The 19,517-nt window shown below is 68.6% G+C and carries 16 protein-coding genes; 5 read left to right on the top strand and 11 right to left on the bottom strand.

Features of this window, described 5'->3' with window-relative positions:
• Positions 1–21: 21 nt before the first annotated feature.
• From ACWAT3_RS04825 to ACWAT3_RS04870, 10 genes are all read right to left on the bottom strand, one after another.
• The gene (locus tag ACWAT3_RS04825; RefSeq protein WP_460796326.1) at positions 22–1,110 is read right to left on the bottom strand and encodes a LacI family DNA-binding transcriptional regulator; all 1,089 of its coding nucleotides are present in this window, start codon (positions 1,108–1,110) and stop codon (positions 22–24) included.
• A gap of 191 nt (positions 1,111–1,301) precedes the next feature.
• Positions 1,302–2,825 (bottom strand): arabinosylfuranosidase ArfA, encoded by a 1,524-nt coding sequence (gene arfA, locus ACWAT3_RS04830; RefSeq protein WP_460796328.1) that lies wholly within the window; start codon positions 2,823–2,825, stop codon positions 1,302–1,304.
• Between the two features lie 42 nt (positions 2,826–2,867).
• Complete coding sequence (locus ACWAT3_RS04835; protein ID WP_460796329.1) at positions 2,868–3,779, bottom strand: carbohydrate ABC transporter permease; 912 nt, start codon at positions 3,777–3,779, stop codon at positions 2,868–2,870.
• On the bottom strand, positions 3,779–4,726 hold the full coding sequence (locus ACWAT3_RS04840) for a carbohydrate ABC transporter permease (RefSeq protein ID WP_460796331.1): 948 nt from the start codon (positions 4,724–4,726) through the stop codon (positions 3,779–3,781). The genes ACWAT3_RS04835 and ACWAT3_RS04840 overlap by 1 nt, the downstream gene beginning before the upstream one ends.
• Positions 4,723–6,060, bottom strand: a complete 1,338-nt coding sequence (locus ACWAT3_RS04845; protein WP_460796332.1) for an extracellular solute-binding protein — start codon at positions 6,058–6,060, stop codon at positions 4,723–4,725. Before ACWAT3_RS04845 ends, ACWAT3_RS04840 begins: the two co-directional genes overlap by 4 nt.
• Before the next feature lie 112 nt (positions 6,061–6,172).
• Positions 6,173–7,219, bottom strand: coding sequence for a LacI family DNA-binding transcriptional regulator (locus tag ACWAT3_RS04850; protein ID WP_460796334.1), 1,047 nt, complete (start codon positions 7,217–7,219; stop codon positions 6,173–6,175).
• A gap of 124 nt (positions 7,220–7,343) precedes the next feature.
• A complete protein-coding gene (locus ACWAT3_RS04855; protein ID WP_460796336.1) occupies positions 7,344–9,209 on the bottom strand; it encodes a glycoside hydrolase family 127 protein in 1,866 nt (621 codons plus the stop codon).
• Positions 9,206–10,096 carry a carbohydrate ABC transporter permease gene (locus tag ACWAT3_RS04860; RefSeq protein WP_460796338.1) on the bottom strand — a complete coding sequence of 297 codons (891 nt, stop codon included), beginning with the start codon at positions 10,094–10,096 and terminating at the stop codon, positions 9,206–9,208. The genes ACWAT3_RS04855 and ACWAT3_RS04860 overlap by 4 nt, the downstream gene beginning before the upstream one ends.
• Before the next feature lie 16 nt (positions 10,097–10,112).
• On the bottom strand, positions 10,113–11,018 hold the full coding sequence (locus ACWAT3_RS04865) for a carbohydrate ABC transporter permease (RefSeq protein WP_460796340.1): 906 nt from the start codon (positions 11,016–11,018) through the stop codon (positions 10,113–10,115).
• Between the two features lie 2 nt (positions 11,019–11,020).
• Positions 11,021–12,319 (bottom strand): ABC transporter substrate-binding protein, encoded by a 1,299-nt coding sequence (locus tag ACWAT3_RS04870; protein ID WP_460796342.1) that lies wholly within the window; start codon positions 12,317–12,319, stop codon positions 11,021–11,023.
• Between the two features lie 184 nt (positions 12,320–12,503).
• On the opposite strand from ACWAT3_RS04870, the gene ACWAT3_RS04875 reads away from it, so the two are divergent.
• Positions 12,504–13,529, top strand: coding sequence for a LacI family DNA-binding transcriptional regulator (locus ACWAT3_RS04875; protein WP_460796344.1), 1,026 nt, complete (start codon positions 12,504–12,506; stop codon positions 13,527–13,529).
• 18 nt (positions 13,530–13,547) lie between these two features.
• On the opposite strand, the gene ACWAT3_RS04880 is transcribed toward ACWAT3_RS04875, so the two are convergent.
• Positions 13,548–14,393, bottom strand: coding sequence for an NAD-dependent epimerase/dehydratase family protein (locus ACWAT3_RS04880; RefSeq protein WP_460796346.1), 846 nt, complete (start codon positions 14,391–14,393; stop codon positions 13,548–13,550).
• 57 nt (positions 14,394–14,450) lie between these two features.
• Between ACWAT3_RS04880 and ACWAT3_RS04885 the strand changes: the two genes are divergently transcribed.
• The 4 genes from ACWAT3_RS04885 to araA all read left to right on the top strand — a co-directional run bounded on the left by ACWAT3_RS04885 (position 14,451) and on the right by araA (position 19,433).
• Positions 14,451–15,470, top strand: a complete 1,020-nt coding sequence (locus tag ACWAT3_RS04885; RefSeq protein WP_460796347.1) for a LacI family DNA-binding transcriptional regulator — start codon at positions 14,451–14,453, stop codon at positions 15,468–15,470.
• Positions 15,471–15,589: 119 nt separating this feature from the next.
• Positions 15,590–16,309 carry an L-ribulose-5-phosphate 4-epimerase gene (locus ACWAT3_RS04890; protein WP_460796349.1) on the top strand — a complete coding sequence of 240 codons (720 nt, stop codon included), beginning with the start codon at positions 15,590–15,592 and terminating at the stop codon, positions 16,307–16,309.
• Positions 16,306–17,904 (top strand): xylulokinase, encoded by a 1,599-nt coding sequence (locus ACWAT3_RS04895; RefSeq protein WP_460796350.1) that lies wholly within the window; start codon positions 16,306–16,308, stop codon positions 17,902–17,904. The genes ACWAT3_RS04890 and ACWAT3_RS04895 overlap by 4 nt, the downstream gene beginning before the upstream one ends.
• A gap of 11 nt (positions 17,905–17,915) precedes the next feature.
• The gene (gene araA, locus ACWAT3_RS04900; protein WP_460796352.1) at positions 17,916–19,433 is read left to right on the top strand and encodes an L-arabinose isomerase; all 1,518 of its coding nucleotides are present in this window, start codon (positions 17,916–17,918) and stop codon (positions 19,431–19,433) included.
• Positions 19,434–19,517: the final 84 nt, after the last annotated feature.

The raw sequence follows: 19,517 nt of genomic DNA on the forward strand, positions 1-19,517 counted from the left end.
CGGCGGACGACGGGGCCGGTGCTAAGAACGCACGGGCCCCGTCGATCCGCGGACGATCAGTTCGCTGGGCAGCACGATCGGCCCGTCATAGGGCTCGCCGACCGCGATGCGTCCGGCCAGCTCGCCGACGTCGTGGAAGGGCGCGCGCACGGTGGTGAGGCCAGGGGTGAGGTCGGCGACGAGCTGCATGTCGTCGAAGCCGACGACGGAGATCTGCTCCGGGATCGTGATGCCGGCGGCGTGCAGACCGCGGCAGACGCCGACGGCCATGATGTCGGTCTGGCAGGCGATCGCGGTGACGTCGGGATGCCGCTGCAGCAGAGCGGCCGTGACGGCCGCGGCCTCCTCCGAGGAGTTGCCGGTGGCCACCGTCAGGTCGTCGTCGAACTCGATCCCGGCTTCGGCCATGCCATCCTGGTAGCCGAGGAAGCGCTGGTGAGACGTGGTGGTCTCGTCGAGTGAACCGACGAACGCGATGCGTCGGTGGCCCAGATCGGCGAGGTGGCGGACTCCGCTCGCCACGCCTCCGCGATGGTCGTAGTCGATCGAGGCGATGTGCGGCAGGTGCGGCAGCGCCGCGCGGCCGCACAGGATGAGCTGGGCGCCGACGCGCGCCAAGGTCTCGGAGTAGCGCTGAGCCCGCTGCTCGAACTCCTCGGTGGCCGGGGTGGCGCCGACGAGCAGCACGGCCGCGACGCGCTGCTCCGTGAGGGCGTCGATGAGCGCGGCCTCGCGCTCGGCGTCCCCGCCGGTGGTGCACATCGTGAACAGGTGGCCGTTGGCGGTCGCGATGTCCTCGGCGCCGCCTGCCATGGAGGCGAAGGTCGGACCGACCATCACACTGGACACGAAGGCGATGCTGCGCCGGCCAAGGCCCATCATCGACCGAGCGAGGCCGTTGACCACGTAGCCGAGCTCCTCGGCCGCCGCGAGAACGCGGGCGTGGCTCGCGGCCTTGCCCGCGGCGCGGCCGGCGAGGACGCGGGATGCCGTGGCCCGTGAGACTCCGGCCAGCCGCGCGACGTCCGCGAGGTTGGCTCCGCCGGCTCGTTCCGGCCCTGGCGACGCGGCGCGACGTGCGGGGGCGTCGTCGGGGGTGCTGATGCTCACAAGGGAAATCTACGCGATGGGCGGACGTTTCCGGGGCGCCTCGACGCAACTAGTTCCACCCGTTCCCGCGGATGCTTCGCGCCTGCATCCTGCAGTGGATTCTGCATCCCGCACGTCGACTCTGCGCGAGCGGCACTGCATTCATGCGGATGTCCTGCAGGATGCAGGCGCCTCAGTAAAGGCGGGTGCGGCTACGCGAGCTCGATCACCGACCAGGAGACCGGCGGCAGCGTCGCGCGGACGACCCCGTCGACGACCTCGACGCCCGCGAGCGGCACCATGCCGACGCGATCGGGGGCGGTCTCGAGGTTCGCCGTCAGACGGTCGCCGCCCTCGGGGATCGTGAGCGTCTCGGCCGCTGCGACCCGCAGATCGCCGAAACCGCGGAGGTCCAGCGTCAGATCGTTCGACGACTCGAGCGACCGGTTCGCGACGAACACCACGACGCGTCCGGTCTCCTCGTCCCAGGTCGCCGCGGCATCCACGGCATCCACGTCGCCGTATCGTTTGGTGCTGATCTGCGTCGCGTTGACGGCGAGACGCAGAATCCGCCCCTTCGCCAGTCGGGCCACCCGCTCGAACGGCCAGAAGCTCGTCTGGCGCCACGCGGGCCCGCCCTCCTCGGAGCGGATCGGCGCGATCACGTTGACCAGCTGCGCCTGGTTCGCGATCTTCACGCGGTCGCCGTGCCGGAGCAGGCTGTTCAGCAGGGTGCCGACGACCACGGCATCCGTCACGGAGTAGGTGTCCTCGATCAGGCGGGGGTGCTCCTTCCAGCCGGCCGCCTCGATCTCGCCCACCTCGACGCTGTTGTACTTGTGCTGATCCCACACGTTCCACTCGTCGAACGAGATGTTGACCTGCTTGGTGTGCTTGCCCGCGGCCTTGACCGCGTCGACCGTGGCGATGACGCCCTCGATGAAGGCGTCCATGTCGACGGCATCCGCGAGGAACGACTCGGTGTCGCCGTCGTGCTCCTGGTAGTACGCGTGCATCGAGATGTAGTCGACCTCGTCGTACGCGTGCGTGAGCACGGTGTGCTCCCAGGTGCCGAACGTCGGCATCCCGCGGTTGGACGACCCGACCGCGACCAGCTCGATCGACGGGTCGACGAGCTTCATCGCCTTGGCCGTCTCCTGGGCGAGGCGCCCGTACTCGGCCGGCGTCTTGCCGCCGATCTGCCACGGACCGTCCAGCTCGTTGCCGAGGCACCAGAGCTTGATGTCGAAGGGCTCGGCCGCGCCGTTGCGCCGGCGCAGGTCGGACCAGTACGTGCCACCGGGATGGTTCGCGTACTCGACCAGTGCGCGCGCCTCGTCCATGCCCCGCGTGCCGAGGTTGATGGCCTCCATCACCTCGACATCGGCCTCACGCGCCCAGTCCATGAACTCGTGCAGACCGAACGCGTTGGTCTCGATCGTGTGCCACGCACCGTCCATCCGCACCGGACGATCGGCGACGGGGCCGACGCCGTCCTCCCAGTTGTAGCCGGAGACGAAGTTGCCGCCCGGGTACCGGATCACGGTCGGACCCATCTCCCGCACGAGGGCAAGGACGTCACGGCGGAACCCGCGCTCGTCCGCCTGCGGGTGCCCTGGCTCGTAGATGCCGGTGTACACGCAGCGCCCCATGTGCTCGACGAACGACCCGAAGAGCCTCCTGGGCACGTCGGCGATCGTGAAGTCGCGGTCGATGGTGATGCGGGCCTGAGACATTGCTCTCCTTGTTCGGTGGGCTGTTCGATGGGTCGGGCGGGATCACTGACCGCCGAAGCCGCTGGTCGCGACGCCCTTGACGATCTGCTTCTGGAAGATGATGAACACGATGATGAGCGGCAGTGCGGCGAGGACAGCCTGCGCCATCACCTGGGCGTACTGCACGCCGTAGGCGCTGATGACGGTCTGCAGACCGACCGGCAGCGTCATGAGCGTCGTGTCGTTGATCACGAGGAACGGCCAGAGGAAGTTGTTCCACGCGCCGATGAACACGAAGATCGCGACCGAGGCCAGGATCGGCCGGGAAAGCGGCAGCACGATCGACCAGAAGATCCGGAATCGGCTCGCTCCGTCCACCCGAGCCGCGTCCTCGAGCTCGATCGGGATGGCGTCGAAGAACCGCTTCAGAATGAACACCATCGCCGGTGCCACGACCTGCGGCAGGATCAGGCCCCAGTACGTGTCGATCATGTTGAAGGTGAGCATCTGGTAGAACAACGGGATGATCAGCACCTGCGGCGGCACCACGATCGACGCGATGATCACGGCGAACAGCCACTTGCGTCCGGTGAAGTCCAGCCGCGAGAACGCGTAGGCCGCGAGGGCCGAGATCGCGAGAGTGATCGCGGTGACGGCCACCGACGTCCACAGGCTGTTGAACGCCCAGATGTAGACGTTGCCCTGCGACAGGATCGCGACGAACGACTCGACGGTGGGCCCGGACGCGCCGATCCACGACGGGTCGCCGGAGGCGGCATCCGTTTCGGTCTTGAAAGCCGTGGCGACCGCCCAGAGGAACGGCAGCAGCCAGCCGATCGCCATGAGCAGCAGCACGATGAACGCGGTGACGCGCAGCGGGCCGAAGGGCTTCTGCCCCGGAGCGTGCGAACGGCGAGCGCGCCGCGGCTTCGCGACGGTGATCGTCTCGGTCGGAGAGAGAGTTGCGGTGGACATCACTGCTCCTTCCGGCGGCGCGTGACCAGGGCCTGGGCGACGCCGATGATGACGATGATTGCGAAGAACACGTAGGAGATGGCGGCCGAGTATCCGAATCGGTAGCTGACGAAACCGGCTTCGTAGATGTACTGGACGATCGAGCGCGTGGTGTCGCTCGCGACCCCGCCGAGCATCTGGTACGCCTGGTCGAACAGTTTCAGGGACGCCAGGATCTGCAGGATGAGGATCAGCACGGTGGCCGGGCCCAGCTGCGGGAGAGTGATCGACCAGAACTGACGCCATGCTCCTGCGCCGTCGAGGGATGCCGCCTCGTACTGCTGCGGCGGGATGTTCTGCATCGCGGCGAGGTAGAGCAAGAAGTTGAAGCCGACCGTCCACCAGACCGTCGCGATGACGATCGACAGCATGTTGGTGTCCGGATTCTGCAGCCACGCGATCGGTTCGAGACCCAGCGACGTGAGGATGTTGTTGGCTGCACCGATCTGCGGATTGAAGATCCACACCCAGATCTGCGAGATGACGGTCGAGGCGAGCAGGTAGGGCATGAAGAACGACAGTCGCCACAGCCACTGACCTGGCAGGCCGCGGTCGACGAGCGCCGCCATGATCAGCGCGATGACGACGAGGGGAACGGTCGACAGCAGCGTGAACCACACGGTGTTCCACAGCGACTGCCACATGACCGGGTCCGTGAGCGCCTCGGCGTAGTTCGCGAAACCGACGAGCGAGCCGCCGGCCCCAGTCAGGGACTGATCGGTGAAGCTCAGGTAGATGCCGTGCACGATCGGCCAGACGAGGAACAGCAGGAACGCGACGAGGAACGGGGCGAGGAACGCCCAGCTGATCAGCTGCTCGCGCTTCGCTGGTCCGGACTGGCGGCCGCGGTGATCGGATGCCTTGCCGGTCACGATGACGCGCGTCGAGGAGGAGGCGGTCGTGGTCATGACTTCCAGGTCCCTTCGGGGTCGGCCGGGTTCGGTTGGGCGAGCATGGTGTTCACCCGCGACTCGAAGCGGTCGATCGCGGCGGCCGGGTCATCTCCGGAGAGCAGGACGCCCTGCACCGCGGCGCCGAACTCGCCCTGGAAGTTGGATCCGGACCCGGTGAACCACGCGATCGGGTCGTACACGACGTGCTGCGCGGCCTTGGCGTAGTGCGCCTGCGGGATGAGGTCGGCGTACTCCGGCGACTCGGTGACCGGCAGGAACGCCGGGATGTGCCCGGCCTCCGCCCAGCCGAACGAGCCCTTGAGCATGTCGGCGACGAACTGATAGGTCAGGTCGCGCGTGACCGGATTCGCGTTGGTCTGGTGCGGCAGCACGAAGGAGTGCGAGTCGGCGTAGACCGCCTGGGTCCCGTAGATCGCCGGGATCATGGTCGCATCGAAGGGGATGCCGGCGTTCTGCATCGTCCTCAGCTCCCAGACGCCGGTCATCAGCATCCCGCTCTGACCCGTCGCGAACTCCGCCACGGCGGTGCCGTAGTCGGCCTGGGCCGCGGCGATCTCGCCGTCGAGCAGCGACTGCATGAAGGTCAGGACCTCGACCGCGGCATCCTTGTCGATGACGGCCTTGCCGCCCACAGGCAGCTCGATCTCGAGACCGTGCTGCGCGTACAGGCCGTAGAACAGGCGCCACATCTGGGCGCCGTCGCCGAGGTAGCCGTAGGAGAGCGCGTGCCCGTCGGCGGCGCCGGCCACCTCGCGGAGCTGGTCGAGGAACTCCTCGGGGGAGCTGGTCTCCTTCAGGGATCCGTCGGGCTCGAGAGCGCCGGCCGCATCGCAGATGTCGGTGTTGAACATCAGGACGAACGGGTGCGCGTCCAGGGCGATGCTGTACATGCCCTCGCCGACGAAGCCCTTCTCCCAGATCGGCTTCGGGAAGGTCGAGCTGTCGATGCCGAGCTCCGCGAGCTTGTCGAGATCCCAGGTGTCCAGAAGGCCGCCCGGTGCCCAGCCCACGGTGCGGGTGGCGTGCATGATCGCGACGTCGGGTGCGCGTCCGCCGGCGCCGGCCATGGCGAGCTTGGTGTAGTACGGCGTTCCCCACGCGAGGACCGTCGGACGGATGAAGTACGCGCTCTGGGCGTCGTTCACACCCTGCAGCAGGTTCGACATCGTGACGCCGTCACCGCCGGAGAGCAGGTGCCAGAACTGGAGCGTCTGGGTGTTCGAACCGGTGGCGGTTCCTGGGGCGCAGCCGGCGAGCAGCATGCTGCCGGCAGCCACCGATGCGGCAGCGAGGAACTGCCTTCGGGACAGATCGAGCGGGGGCGTCATCGTCACTCCTTCGTGACAGTCGTCGTTGCTTCGGGGATCGAGCGGTCTCATCATTACATCGTGGTAATCCGTGGCGCAAGCCTTCGGCCGAAGTGCGTGCCGGCCAGCCGGATCAGCCGGTGTAGCCGCGCGGGGCAGCAGCGGTGCTGGTGCGATCGAGCAACCGATGCGCCATCGTCCGCGCCCGCAGCGGCGCCGTCGGCTGATCGATCCGGGTCAGGAGCAGCTCGAGCGCAGCCTCGGCGAACGTCTGCCGATCGAACCCGATCGTCGTGAGCGATGGAGACGTGAACTGCGAGAACTCGACGTCGTCGAAGCCCGTGACGATGACGTCCCCTGGGACGTCGATGCCGTGGTCGTGCAACGTGTGCAGGGCGCCGGCGGCCATCGAATCCGTGAGGGCGATCACGGCATCGAAGGCGATCCCTCGCGCGAGCAGTTCCTTCATGCCCTCGGCTCCCGCAGCCATCGACCAGGGCAGCCGGTTCACCTCGCGCGCACGTTCGACGGGCAGTCCGGCTTCGCGCAGTGCGTCATGGACGCCGGCGAGGCGGAGCCGACTCGTCGCGGTGGCGACCTCGTTGCGCTCGTCGGCGCCGATCACGGTGATCCGGCGCGCGCCTCGAGCGATCACGTGCCGTGTGACATCGGCCGCCGCGAGTCTGCTGTCGATGAGCACCTGGTCGGTGCGGTGCTGCTCGACCTCGCCGATCACGACGATCGGAGGCAGCCGGTCGGCGTAGCGGATGGCGCTGTCCTCCAGTCGGATCGGATTCAGGATCAGTCCATCCACGAGGTGGGCGCGTGCGCGGGAGAGCAGTTCCCTCTCGCGGTCGGGCTCCAGCGCGGTCTCCTCGATCTGCACCGCGAGCCCGCGCTCGTGGGCGGCCTCGACGATCCGGTGCACGAGTTCGGCCGAGTAGGCCGTCGCGAGATCAGGGAGGGCGAGGGCGATGATGCCCGTGCGTCCCTGCCGCAATCCCCGAGCGCTCAGGTTGGGGACGAAGTCGAGCTCGGCCATGGCGGCCTCGACACGCGCCCTGGTCTCCTCCCGCACGACGATCGTGCCCGTCACGACGTTGGAGACCGTCTTGGGAGAGACGCCGGCGAGTGCGGCGACGTCCTTCATCGTCGCGCGCGTCGGCGTCGTCGCTGTCATGCGGGCCAGCCTAACGGCGGGCCGGTCGGGTGCAAGTGCGACGGTGCGCGACCGGCGCGCGCCGCGGTATCAAGGGTGGTCCTGCGGGCGGTGATGTCGATTCGCCGAATCCGAGGGGAACGCCTCAGCTCGTCGGGATCCAGACCCGCATGGTCGACGGACCGCGTTGCGCCCACGAGTGGTACGGGATGAGCGCGACATCGGAGGCGGCTCCGGTGTCGCGCTGTGCCACGCGGACACGAACCGTGCCGTCCGTCTCGGCCGGGGCGATCGTCGCATCGAGGACGGCCTCGGCGACGTCGGCACCGAGATCGGTCGACTCGAGCACGAGCACCTCGGGCCCTCGCTCGACGACGACGCAGCCGCGGACGGCATCCACGCGGGGATCCGGCTCCGTCACACGCGGCGCGACGGGCAGGTCCAGCTCGACGACGTCTCCACGGCGGAAGGCGCGTCGCACGGTCGCCACGCCCGGTGAGACGGCAGACTCGGCGCGGTCCACGCGCAGTGTCGCCCCGTCCGCCCACGACGGCACCCGCAGGGTGAGCGTCCATTCGCCGTCCTCGACGATCGTGATCCGCACGCGACCGTCCGTCGGGTAGTCCGTCGAGACATCGAGCGCGACGACGCGTCCGTCGGGCAGCGTCGTACGCACCCGTGCCGGCGCGTACTGGTGCAGTTGCACGCCGTCCTCGTCCGCCGTGGCGATGTACGCGTCCAGGCTCGCGAAGGTGCGGGCGACGTTCGGGGGGCAGCACGACACCTCGAACCACGGCGCGCGCAGCGACGACGACGCCCTGGGCGACGTCGCAGAAGGATCGGCCGGAACCCCGGGGACCCGCTGATGCAGCGTGTTCGCGTAGTAGAACGCCGTGCCATCCGGGGAAGGAGACGTCGCCACGACGTTGAACAGCGTCCGCTCGATGAGATCACCGTACGACGGGGATCCTGTCGCCAGCAGCAGCCGCCACGAGAACATCACCGAACCGATTCCGGCGCACGTCTCGGAGTAGGCGCGGTCGGTGGGCAGCTCCCAGTCGTCGCCGAACGCCTCGTCCTGGTGATGCGACCCCTGGCCGCCGGTGATGTAGGTACGACGTTCGAGCGTGCGGTCCCACTGGCCGAGCAGCGCCGCCAGCAATCCCTCGTCGGAGTGCTCGACCGCGACATCCGCAGCTCCTGCGGACAGGTAGTTGGCCCGAACAGCGTGCCCGCGCAGCGCGATGGCATCGCGCACCGGCACATCGTCCTGGTAGTACTTCCGACCCCATTCGATGTCCCGCAGCGAGCCTCGTCCGTGTCGCTCGATGAACAGGGCGGCCTGATCGATGAATCGCTGCTCGCCCAGAGCGCGACCGAGTTCGGCGAGCCCGACCTCGACCTCGGCGTGCCCGCAGATCGCGTCACGTCCGTGCGGCCCGAACTCGCGGCACACCAGGTCGGCGGCGCGCCGAGCGATCCCGATGAGGCCGTCGTCGGCATCCGGTCGGGTGCGCACACGCGCGACGGCCGCCTGGAACAGGTGACCGAGGCAGTACAACTCGTGCCCCCATTCCAGGTTCGACCAGCGCGCGCCCTGGCCAGGCCGGCCGAAGTTCGTGTTCAGATAGCCGTCCGGCTCCTGGGCTGCGGCGACGCGCGCGACGATCGCGCGGAAGCGCGCTTCGAGGGGCGAGGAGGCCGAAGCATCCGTCCGTCCGATCTCCCACGCGAGCGCTTCGAGGTACTTGTAGATCTCGGAATCGGCGAACTCCCTGCCCTGCCGGCCAGCGGGAAGGCTCCCGGATGCGGCGAGGTCGAAGTTGCCCAGCCATCCCTCCGACTCCAGGCGCGACTCGATGTGATCCAGCGTCGCCGAGCCGTTCACGTGCTGGCGCTCGGCCCAGAAGCCGCCGGTGATCGTCACCTCGTCGAGCCCCAGAGGGCGCAGGCGTCCGCGCGTGGGGACAACGGGGGCAGCGGGCTGTGAAGTGGTGTCGTACATGGTCATCCCTTGAAAGCGCCGGACATGAAGCCGCGCACGTAGTGCCGTTGGAGGATCAGGAACAGGAGGATGCAGGGGAGTGCGAGAACGACGACACCGGCCTCGGTCGCGCCGTAGTCGACGACCCCCTGCACCTGCCCGCGGAGATTGGCGACGGCCAGGGGCAGCGTCATCCGGTTGGAGTCGCTGATGAGGATCAGCGGAGCCATGAAGTCGTTCCACGCCGTGAGGAAGGCGAACAGTCCGACCGTGACAAGGCCCGGCTTCACTGCGGGCAGCAGCACGCGCCAGAGGGCGCTCCAGCTGGAGCATCCGTCGACCATCGCGGCCTCGTCGAGCTCACGCGGGATCGATTCGAACGAGATGCGCATCATGAACATCGAGAACGGCAGCTGGAACATGGTGATGACGAGCGCCACGCCGACCAGTGAGTTCTGCAGGCCGACCGAGTTCAGGATCACGTAGAGCGGGATCAGCAGTGTCGCGTACGGCACCATGAGGATCGCCAGCGTCACGAGGAACAGCGCGTCCTTGCCGGGGAACGAGAAGCGGGCGAAGGCGTAACCGCCCAGCAGCGAGATGAACAGGGTGAGCGCGACGGTCAGCACCGAGACGAACAGTGAGTTGCCGAGGTACACCCAGATGCCCGCCTGGTACTCGCCGAGTGCGGCGTAGTTGCCGAAGCCCCAGCCATCGGTCTGGCTCGTCCCGGCAAGGGGGCTCACGCTCGAGACCCCGGTCCAGATCAGCGGGTAGAGGAAGATCACGGCCAGTGCGGTCGTGAAGACCCAGTACGGGATGCCGTAGACGAGGCGTCTCATCCTGGAGCGGTACCGCGGGGCGGTCGGCTGGTGATTCGGCGCGATGAGGGTGCGGGTCAGTGTCTGAGACATGGGATCGGCCTTCGACTCAGTTCTCATCCGGGCGCCGGAAAGCGCGTAGCTGGAAGACGTTGATGATGATGAGTGCGAGCAGCACGATCACCGAGAGCGCGCCGGCGATGCCCAGGTCGTTCTGGCCCTGGAACGCGACGTTGTAGATGAGCTGCACGACCGTCATGGTGCTGTTGTCCGGTCCGCCCTTGGTGAGGATGTAGAACTGCTCGAACGCGAGCAGCGACCCTGTCACGCACATGACGATCGTCAGCGCGAAGGTCGGACGCAGCAGCGGGACCGTGATGTCTCGGAAGGTCTGCCAGCGACTCGCCCCATCGATACGGGCGGCTTCGTAGACGTCGTCGGGGATGCCCTGCAGGCCGACGAGCATCAGCAGCATGTAGAACCCGGCGTAGCGCCAGACGATGAGGAAGATCGTCGACCACAGCGCCCCTTCAGGCGTGCCGAGGAACGTGATCCCCCAGGACTTCATGAGATCGGCGAAGGGCCCGGCGATCGGGGAGTACAGCACGTAGAACAACAGGGATGCCGAAGCCAGGCCGAGAGCGCTGGGAATGAGGAACGCGGTGCGCAGGAATCCCTTCCAGCGGGTGGACTCCTGGACGAGCAGTGCGAGGCCGAGGCCGAGGCCGATCAGCAGCACCGTCGCGATCAGGGTGTACTTGAGGGTGAACCAGATCGAGTCCCAGAACAGCCGATGGTTCACGGCGTCCACGTAGTTCTCGGGGAGGTTGACGCCCTGATTGCCGCTCAGCAGCGGCCAATCGGATGCCGACATCTGGAACACCAGCACCAGAGGCACGACGAACAGCAGCGCCACGAAGATCGCGGTCGGGGCTGCATACAGCCAGCCCTGGACGGGGCCGCCGTAGCCAGTGCGCGACCGGCGGCGGCCCCTCAGGAGTGCAGTCGATGTCATGGTCACTGCGAGAGGATCGCGGTGATCTCGTCGTTGTCGGCGTCCACGGAATCGGTGCCCTTGAGCACCGCGTTGCGCACGAGGTTCAGCCAGGGGCTGCCGGGCGCGTTGAACGCCTGCTGGAAGTTGATCGCGACCGGGGTGTCGCCCTGCGCGGCCACCTCGTTGATCGTGACCACTCGCGGGTCGGCTGCCGCGTACTCGTTGTCGGCGAGGTCGCCGCGCGAGACCGCGCTGCCGTCCTTCGCGAGCACCTCGACCTGCGCGTCCTCGGACATCATCCAGTTGAGGAAGTTCCACGCCTGCGGTGACTGCTCCGAGTCCTTCGAGATACCGATCCCGTCACCGCCGACGAACGTGGATGCGCCGCCGTCGACACCGGGAAGACCCGCCACTCCCGCGTCGAACTCGAGCGTGGGCAGCAGCGTCGCCGGGAACGGCATGACGCCGACCTTGCCCTCGCTGAACGCGGCCGTCCAGGTCGGACCCGCCTCATCCGTCGAGCTCGGCAGGATCGCGCCGGCCTCCTGGAGCCCTGCCCAGGTGTCGTACACCTCCTGGGCGGCATCGCTGTTCAGCAGCGACTCCGTCCCGTCGTCGGAGAGGACCTCCTCATCGGATGCCCAGACCGAGGGGAACCACGTGAACACGAGGCATCCACCGCAGTTCAGACCGGTGGCGGTGCCGTACGTGTCCGGCTTGTTCAACGCCTGCACCGCCTCGGCGGCGGCAGCGAACTCCTCGAGCGTCGCCGGTGCCTTCTCCGGGTCGAGGCCCGCCTCGGCGAAGAGCTCCTTGTTCCAGAACAGCATGGACAGATCGAGCACGAACGGCAGCACGTACTCCTTGTCCTCGTAGGTGCCTGCCGACAGGTGGCCCTCGTTGATCGAGTCCTTGAAGTCGAGGCCGTCGATCTGCTCGCTGATGTCGGCGAACAGGCCCTGCTGCACCCAGTTCGGCACGTACACGATGTCGGCGGCGAAGAGGTCGGGCAGCCCGCCGGAGCCGGCGGCAGCCCCGACTTTGGCCACGTAGTCGTCGTTGGGGACGACGGTGAGCTCGACCTGGTTCTCGTGGGTCTCGTTGTAGGCATCGACGAGAAGATTGGCCTGGTGCTCCAGAGGAGCGCGAGTCCAGAGAGTCAGCGTCGACCCGTCGTCGACGCCCTCGGCGGGGATCGCCTCGGCCGGTTGCTCCGGGTCGCCTCCACCCGCGCAGGCAGCGAGCGAGCCCACCAGTGCGGCGGTCGTGGCGATGGCGATGGCCGCACGTCTGATCGTGCGGCGTCGTGGGGTGTGCATGAGGTGCCTCCTCGGCTCTTCTTCGAGCGGTATCGAGCGGATGCTGAAGACGGGGATCAGGGCGCGAGCGAAAACTCCGAAACCCCTTTCGAAAAGGTATAGCGTGTGAATCATCCGCCGGTCAAGAGGCGGTCCGATAACCTTTCAGCAACGAGTCGGCACCCGTCGGGACCAGGAGGATGCGGTGGCAGCAGGCGAGACCACGGCGAAGGCCGCGACGCTCAACGATGTCGCGCGTCGTGCGGGAGTATCGATCGCGACGGCATCTAAAGCGCTCAACGACCGGGGCGACGTCGCCGCGACGACCCGCGTCCGCGTCCGTGCTGCCGCCGACGAGCTGGCCTTCACGCCCAACGCCATGGCGAAGGGACTGCTCGCCGGACGGACCGGGACGGTCGGGCTTCTCACCAGCGACCTCGAGGGCCGGTTCATGCTGCCCATCCTCATGGGAGCGGAGGATGCCTTCGGCGCAGGGCGCGTCAATGTGTTCCTGTGCGATGCGCGCGGAGACGCGATCCGCGAGCAGCACCATCTGCGCGAGCTGCTGAGTCGCCGCGTCGACGGGATCATCGTCGTCGGACGGCAGACCGACCCGCGGCCATCGCTCGGACAGGACATCCCGGTACCGGTCGTCTATGCGTACGCGCCATCGGACGACCCGCACGATGTCTCGCTGACGCCGGACAACGTCGAAGGCGGTCGACTCGCCGTCGAGCACCTGCTCGCCTGCGGGCGCCGGAGCATCGCGCACATCTCAGGCGACCCCGCCTATGCGGCGGCGCAGGATCGACTGACCGGGGCGCGTGCGGCGCTCGCCGACGCCGGGCTCGACCTCGTCGGGTCGCCGATGTTCTCGGAGTGGACCGAGCACTGGGGGCGCGATGCCGCGGCGCTGCTGCTGCAGCGGCATCCGGAGATCGATGCGATCTTCTGCGGATCGGATCAGATCGCCCGCGGAGTGCTGGACTCGGCCCGCGACCTCGGTCGCGCCGTGCCCGATGATCTCGCCGTCATCGGATACGACAACTGGGAGGTCCTCGCGACCAATTCCCGACCCGAGCTCACGAGCATCGACGCCAACCTGCAGCAGCTCGGGCGTCACGCCGCTCAGCGCGTGTTCGACGCGATCGACGGCGTGGACATCGGAGACGGCACGCGGACGCTGCCGGTGCGGCTGGTCATCCGTGGGTCGACGATCGCGCGGCGATAGGACGGCCGCCCCCGCGCGTCACACGTGGTCGCGCCAGGAGTGCTGAGGGTCGAAGCCGAGCACGCGTCGCGCCTTGTCGATCGAGAGCAGGGTCTCGTTCGGCCCGATGGCGCGCGTCACGGGGACGTCGGGGAAGACCTCAGCGATCAGTTCGGCGTTCGGACGCGACATCACGGTGTCCGCCGCCGCGATGATGAACGCGTCGAACCCGGGCCCGGCGACTTCCAGCGCACGCTGCACGGCCTGCGCGCCATCGCGGGCATCGATGTAGCCCCAGAGGTTCCACTTGCGCAGCAGCGCATCCCGGTCGAACGACGGGAACTGCGCGTAGTCCTCGGGATCCATCACGTTCGAGAAGCGCAGGGCGGTGATCGAGGCCTCCGGATGCCAGCGCACGAGTTCGGTGGCCAGTTGCTCCTCGAGCGTCTTCACGAGCGAATAGACCGATTCGGGGCGTGCCGGATACTCCTCGTCGACCGGGATGTACGGCGGCGGCACGTCGAACGGGAGCCCCAGCACGGTCTCGCTGGACGCGTAGACGATGCGCCGGATGCCGAGCCGCATCGCCGCCCAGAACACGTTGAACGTGGCCGGCATGTTGTTGTGGAAGGTGGCGACGTCGCTGCGGATGCCAGGGGCGGGGATCGCGCCCAGATGCACGACCGCGTCGATCCCGTCGTGCCGGTCGCCGACCGCGGTGAATGCGTCGACGACCTGGCCGTAATCGGTCAGATCGACCTGGACGAAGTCCGGCCCGCGGACGCCCGTCACATCCATTCCGATGACGTCGTAGCCGTTGGATCGTAGTTCGCGTGCGACGACGCGGCCGAGCTTGCCCGAGGACCCCGTGAGAGCGATGCGCATGTCACCAGACTGGCACGACGACGAGCGGATGGCTCCGCTGGCCATACACTCGACGGCGTGAGCGAGTCGATCAGCACCCAGGGGCGCACGGTCGGCGTGCGCGACGTCGCCGCCCTCGCAGGTGTCTCGCGGCAGACCGTCTCGCGGGTGCTCAACGATCACCCCGAGGTCGCCGCGGACACCCGTGACCGCGTGCTCGCCGCCATGGACGACCTCGGCTACCGCATGAACAACGCCGCCCGAGCGCTCGGCACGCGGCGGACGCGCACGCTCGGCATCCTCGCGTCCGACGCCCTGCTGTACGGTCCGTCGCGGAGCATCGCGGCCATCGAATCCAGCGCGCGCGAAGCCGGGTACTGGGTGTCCGCCGCCTTCGCGGATGCCGCGGACGATGCCGCGGTCGCCGCAGCCGTGGATCACCTGATCGCGCAGGGGGTCGAGGGCATCGTGGTCGTCGCGCCGCATGCGCGGACGCTGCTCGCGCTCGACGTCTCGCGCATCGGCATCCCCGTCGTCACGCTGCACTCCGCCGGACGCGGCGCCCGTGGCCTGTCGGTCGACCATGCCGCGGGTGCGCGGCTCGCCGTCGCCGCGCTGGCGGATGCCGGGCACGCACGCATCGCGCATCTGGCCGGTCCCGTCGACTGGCTCGAGGCGGAGTCCCGCGTCGAGGGATTCCAGGCCGAGCTGGCGGATCGCGGGCTGCCGCCCGGACGCGTGCTCGTCGGCGACTGGACGGCCCGCTCCGGCTACGACGCGGCAGCCGAGATCCGCGGCACGGGCGCCACGGCCGTGTTCGCCGCGAACGACCAGATGGCGCTCGGCCTGCTCACCGGCCTGCGCGAGGCCGGCCTGGATGTGCCGGGGGACATCAGCGTGGTCGGCTTCGACGACATCCCGGACTCGGCGTACTACTGGCCGCCGCTCACGACAGTCAGGCAGGACTTCGGCGAACTCGCCCGTCGCGCCGTGGCGTCGCTGATCTCGGGAGCGGATGCCGCGGCATCCGCTCTCGCGCCCGTCGCGCCCGTGCTCGTGTCGCGGGCGTCGGTGGCGCCTCCTCGCCCGCAGGGGTGAATCCGGGGGCGGTCGGTGCGGCCCGTTTCTGCCCGCCGTCTTGACGCCGGCAGCCCCGCATGGCACACTACTGTGACCGGTCACAGTGACCGGTGAATCCGCTGCATGATGAGGTATCCGTGAGCAACGAAGCCCCTGTCTTCGCCCCTGAGATCGAAGCCGCCATCCAGACCGTCCGCGAGGACGTCGCCCGACTCCACGGCGAACTGGTCCGCTACGAGCTGATCGTCTGGACGGGAGGCAACGTCTCCGGCCGCGTCCCCGGTGCCGACCTGTTCGTGATCAAGCCGTCCGGCGTGAGCTACGACGACCTGGCCGCCGACAACATGATCCTGTGCGATCTGGACGGCAACGTCATCCCCGGCACCGCCGGCAGCGAGCGCAGCCCGTCCAGCGACACCGCTGCCCACGCCTACGTCTACAAGAACATGCCCGACGTCGGCGGCGTCGTGCACACGCACTCGACATTCGCCGTCGCCTGGGCGGCGCGCGGCGAGGAGATCCCCTGCGTCATCACCGCGATGGCCGACGAGTTCGGGGGACCCATCCCGATCGGCCCGTTCGCGATTATCGGCGACGACTCGATCGGTCGGGGCATCGTGCAGACCCTCACCGGCCACCGCTCCCGTGCCGTGCTCATGCAGAATCACGGACCGTTCACGATCGGCGTCGACGCGAAGGACGCCGTCAAGGCCGCTGTCATGGTCGAGGACGTCGCCCGCACCGTGCACTACGCCCGTGAGGCCGGCCCCCTGATCCCGATTCCGCAGGAGGCCATCGACAGCCTCTTCAACCGGTACCAGAACGTCTACGGCCAGAACTCGGACGCCCGCCGATGACCGGTCGGCACGGATCGGCGCGCGAAGATCTTCTCGCCGGCCGCACGAGCCTCGGCATCGAGCTCGGCTCGACCCGCATCAAGGCGTGCCTGATCGGCTCCGACGCCACCGAGGTCCTCGCCACCGGCTCGTTCTCGTGGGAGAACAGCTTCGAGGACGGCCTCTGGACCTACGCGATCGACGAGGTGTGGGAAGGCCTGCAGGCCGCATTCGCCGACCTGGTCGCCGACGCGCACGACCGCTACGGCGTGAAGCCGACGACGTTCGGCGCGATCGGCGTCTCGGCGATGATGCACGGCTACCTCGCCTTCGACGAGGCGGGGGAGCTGCTCGTCCCCTTCCGCACCTGGCGCAACACCAACACGTCGGTGGCTGCGGCCGAACTGACCGAGCTGCTCGGTGTGAACATTCCGCTGCGCTGGTCGATCGCGCACCTGCATCAGGCCGTCGTGGATGCCGAGGCGCACGTCCCGCAGCTCGACTTCGTCACGACCCTCGCCGGCTACGTGCACTGGCGTCTCACCGGCGAGCGCGTGCTCGGCGTCGGTGACGCCTCCGGCATGTTCCCGATCGACTCGGCGACCGGAGACTACGACGCTCGGATGATCGCGGCCTACGACGAGCGCGTCGCCAGCCGGCTCCCGGCTCCGGTGAAGAACCTGCTCCCCGCTGTTCTGCCCGCCGGCGCTTCGGCCGGCACGCTGACTGCGGAGGGCGCGGCCCTGCTCGATCCGACCGGGGCGCTGGCATCCGGCATCGCGCTGTGTCCGCCAGAGGGAGACGCGGGCACCGGCATGGTCGCGACCAATTCGGTCGCCCCTCGAACCGGCAACGTGTCGGCGGGAACCAGCATCTTCGCGATGGTCGTGCTCGAGCATCCGCTCGCCGAGGTCCACCACGAGCTGGATCTCGTCACCACCCCGGCCGGCGACGCCGTGGCCATGGTGCACTGCAACAACGGCGCCAGCGAACTGGCTGCCTGGGCCGGCCTGTTCACCCGCTTCTCGGCGGCCGCAGGGCAGCCGCTGAGCGATGACGCCGTTTTCGAGGCGCTCTTCCGCGAGGCGCTCGAAGGCGAAGCGGATGCCGGTGGCCTGATCGCCTACAACCACCTCGCGGGTGAGCCGATCGCCGGTCTCACCGAGGGGCGGCCGCTCTTCGTCCGCACACCGGACAGCGCCTTCACGCTCGCCAACTTCATGCGCGCACAGCTGTACGGCGTGTTCGGAACCCTTGCGCTCGGCATGCAGGTGCTCGCCGCCGAGGGCGTCGGACTCGACCGCATGTTCGCGCACGGCGGGATGTTCCGCACGGCGGGGGTCGCGCAGCGCTTCCTGGCCGGCGCACTGGACGCTCCTGTTGCCGTGGGAGAGCTCGCTGGCGAAGGCGGGGCGTGGGGCATCGCGGTGCTCGCGTCCTACCTCGCGCACGCGGAGGATGCCGACCTCGGCACCTTCCTCGAAGAGAGCGTATTGGCCTCGGCGTCCCTCTCCACCGTCGACCCGGACCCTGCCGACGTCGCCGGTTTCACCACCTACCTCGACCGCTACCGTGCGGGTCTGGCCATCGAGGCCGCCGCCACCGAAAATCTCTGAAGGACCATCGCATGCCCCAGCTCACCACCTCCCTCGACGGCTACGAAGTCTGGTTCCTCACCGGAAGCCAGCACCTGTACGGACCCGAGACGCTCGCGCAGGTCGCCGAGCAGTCGCAGGAGATCGCCCGCGTTCTGGATGCCGCGGGCGACGTGCCCGTGACCATCGTCTGGAAGCCGGTGCTGACCGACTCCGCCGCGATCAAGCAGGCGGCGCTCGAGGCCAACGCCGACGACAAGGTCATCGGCCTCGTCGCCTGGATGCACACGTTCAGCCCGGCCAAGATGTGGATCGCGGGGCTCGACGCGCTGCAGAAGCCGCTCGCGCACCTGCACACGCAGGCCAACGTCGAGCTCCCGTGGGCCGACATCGACTTCGACTTCATGAACCTGAACCAGGCGGCCCACGGCGACCGCGAGTTCGGCTACATCCAGACCCGCCTGGGCGTGCCGCGCAAGACGATCGTCGGCCACGCATCCGACCCGCGCGTGCAGCAGGAGCTCGGCACCTGGCAGCGTGCCGCCGCGGGTCTCGCCGCCGCCCGCTCGCTCAAGCTCGCCCGCTTCGGCGACAACATGCGCTTCGTCGCGGTCACCGAGGGCGACAAGACCGAGGCCGAGCTGCGCTTCGGCGTCCAGGTCAACACGTGGGGCGTCAACGAGCTGGCGGATGCGGTGGCTGCGGCATCCGATTCCGACATCGACGCTCTCGTCGCCGAGTACGAAGAGCTCTACGAGGTCGTCCCCGAGCTGCGCAAGGGCGGCGAGCGGCACCAGTCCCTGCGCGACGGCGCCGCGATCGAGATCGGCCTCCGCTCGTTCCTGGAGGAGGGCGGCTTCGGCGCCTTCACCACCAGCTTCGAGGACCTCGGCGAACTGAAGCAGCTTCCGGGCCTCGCCGTGCAGCGCCTGATGGCGGAAGGGTACGGCTTCGGCGCCGAGGGCGACTGGAAGACCGCCGTCCTGGTCCGCATCGCGAACGTGATGGGCGCCGGCCTCCCCGGTGGTGCGAGCCTCATGGAGGACTACACGTACGACATGACCCCTGGCGACGAGCTCATCCTCGGCGCGCACATGCTCGAGGTGTCGCCGTCGCTGACCACGGCGAAGCCCACGCTCGAGATCCACCCGCTGGGCATCGGCGGCAAGGAGGACCCCGTGCGCCTGGTCTTCACCGCGGATGCCGGACCTGCCATCGTCGTCGCCATGAGCGACATGCGCGACCGGTTCCGCCTGACGGCCAACGTCGTCGAGAACGTCGAGCCGCGCGCATCGCTGCCCAAGCTCCCCGTCGGCCGTGCCGTCTGGAAGCCCGCGCCGGACTTCAACACGAGCGCCGCCGCCTGGCTGACGGCCGGTGCCGCGCACCACACCGTCATGTCGACGGCAGTCGGGCTCGAGGCGTTCCGCGACTTCGCCGAGATGGCCGAGGTCGAGCTCCTCGTCATCGACGAGGACACCACGCTCGTCGAGTTCCAGAAGCAGGTCCGCTGGAACCAGGCCTACTACCGTCTCGCGCAGGGGCTCTGAGCCTCAGCATCCCGCGTCACCGACCCACCACTGCGTCGGAGAATTCCACAATGTCGGACGGATCCCCCGGAGTCCTCCGACATT

Source organism: Microbacterium sp. GXF0217 (assembly GCF_054798195.1).

What these genes read in the sequence shown, in the direction of transcription:
- arfA (WP_460796328.1), bottom strand. Translation starts at nt 2,825, where the DNA reads ATGTCTCAGGCCCGCATCACCATCGACCGCGACTTCACGATCGCCGAC.
- ACWAT3_RS04835 (WP_460796329.1), bottom strand. Translation starts at nt 3,779, where the DNA reads ATGTCCACCGCAACTCTCTCTCCGACCGAGACGATCACCGTCGCGAAG.
- ACWAT3_RS04840 (WP_460796331.1), bottom strand. Translation starts at nt 4,726, where the DNA reads ATGACCACGACCGCCTCCTCCTCGACGCGCGTCATCGTGACCGGCAAG.
- ACWAT3_RS04845 (WP_460796332.1), bottom strand. Translation starts at nt 6,060, where the DNA reads ATGACGCCCCCGCTCGATCTGTCCCGAAGGCAGTTCCTCGCTGCCGCA.
- ACWAT3_RS04850 (WP_460796334.1), bottom strand. Translation starts at nt 7,219, where the DNA reads ATGACAGCGACGACGCCGACGCGCGCGACGATGAAGGACGTCGCCGCA.
- ACWAT3_RS04855 (WP_460796336.1), bottom strand. Translation starts at nt 9,209, where the DNA reads ATGACCATGTACGACACCACTTCACAGCCCGCTGCCCCCGTTGTCCCC.
- ACWAT3_RS04860 (WP_460796338.1), bottom strand. Translation starts at nt 10,096, where the DNA reads ATGTCTCAGACACTGACCCGCACCCTCATCGCGCCGAATCACCAGCCG.
- ACWAT3_RS04865 (WP_460796340.1), bottom strand. Translation starts at nt 11,018, where the DNA reads ATGACATCGACTGCACTCCTGAGGGGCCGCCGCCGGTCGCGCACTGGC.
- ACWAT3_RS04870 (WP_460796342.1), bottom strand. Translation starts at nt 12,319, where the DNA reads ATGCACACCCCACGACGCCGCACGATCAGACGTGCGGCCATCGCCATC.
- ACWAT3_RS04880 (WP_460796346.1), bottom strand. Translation starts at nt 14,393, where the DNA reads ATGCGCATCGCTCTCACGGGGTCCTCGGGCAAGCTCGGCCGCGTCGTC.
- ACWAT3_RS04895 (WP_460796350.1), top strand. Translation starts at nt 16,306, where the DNA reads ATGACCGGTCGGCACGGATCGGCGCGCGAAGATCTTCTCGCCGGCCGC.
- araA (WP_460796352.1), top strand. Translation starts at nt 17,916, where the DNA reads ATGCCCCAGCTCACCACCTCCCTCGACGGCTACGAAGTCTGGTTCCTC.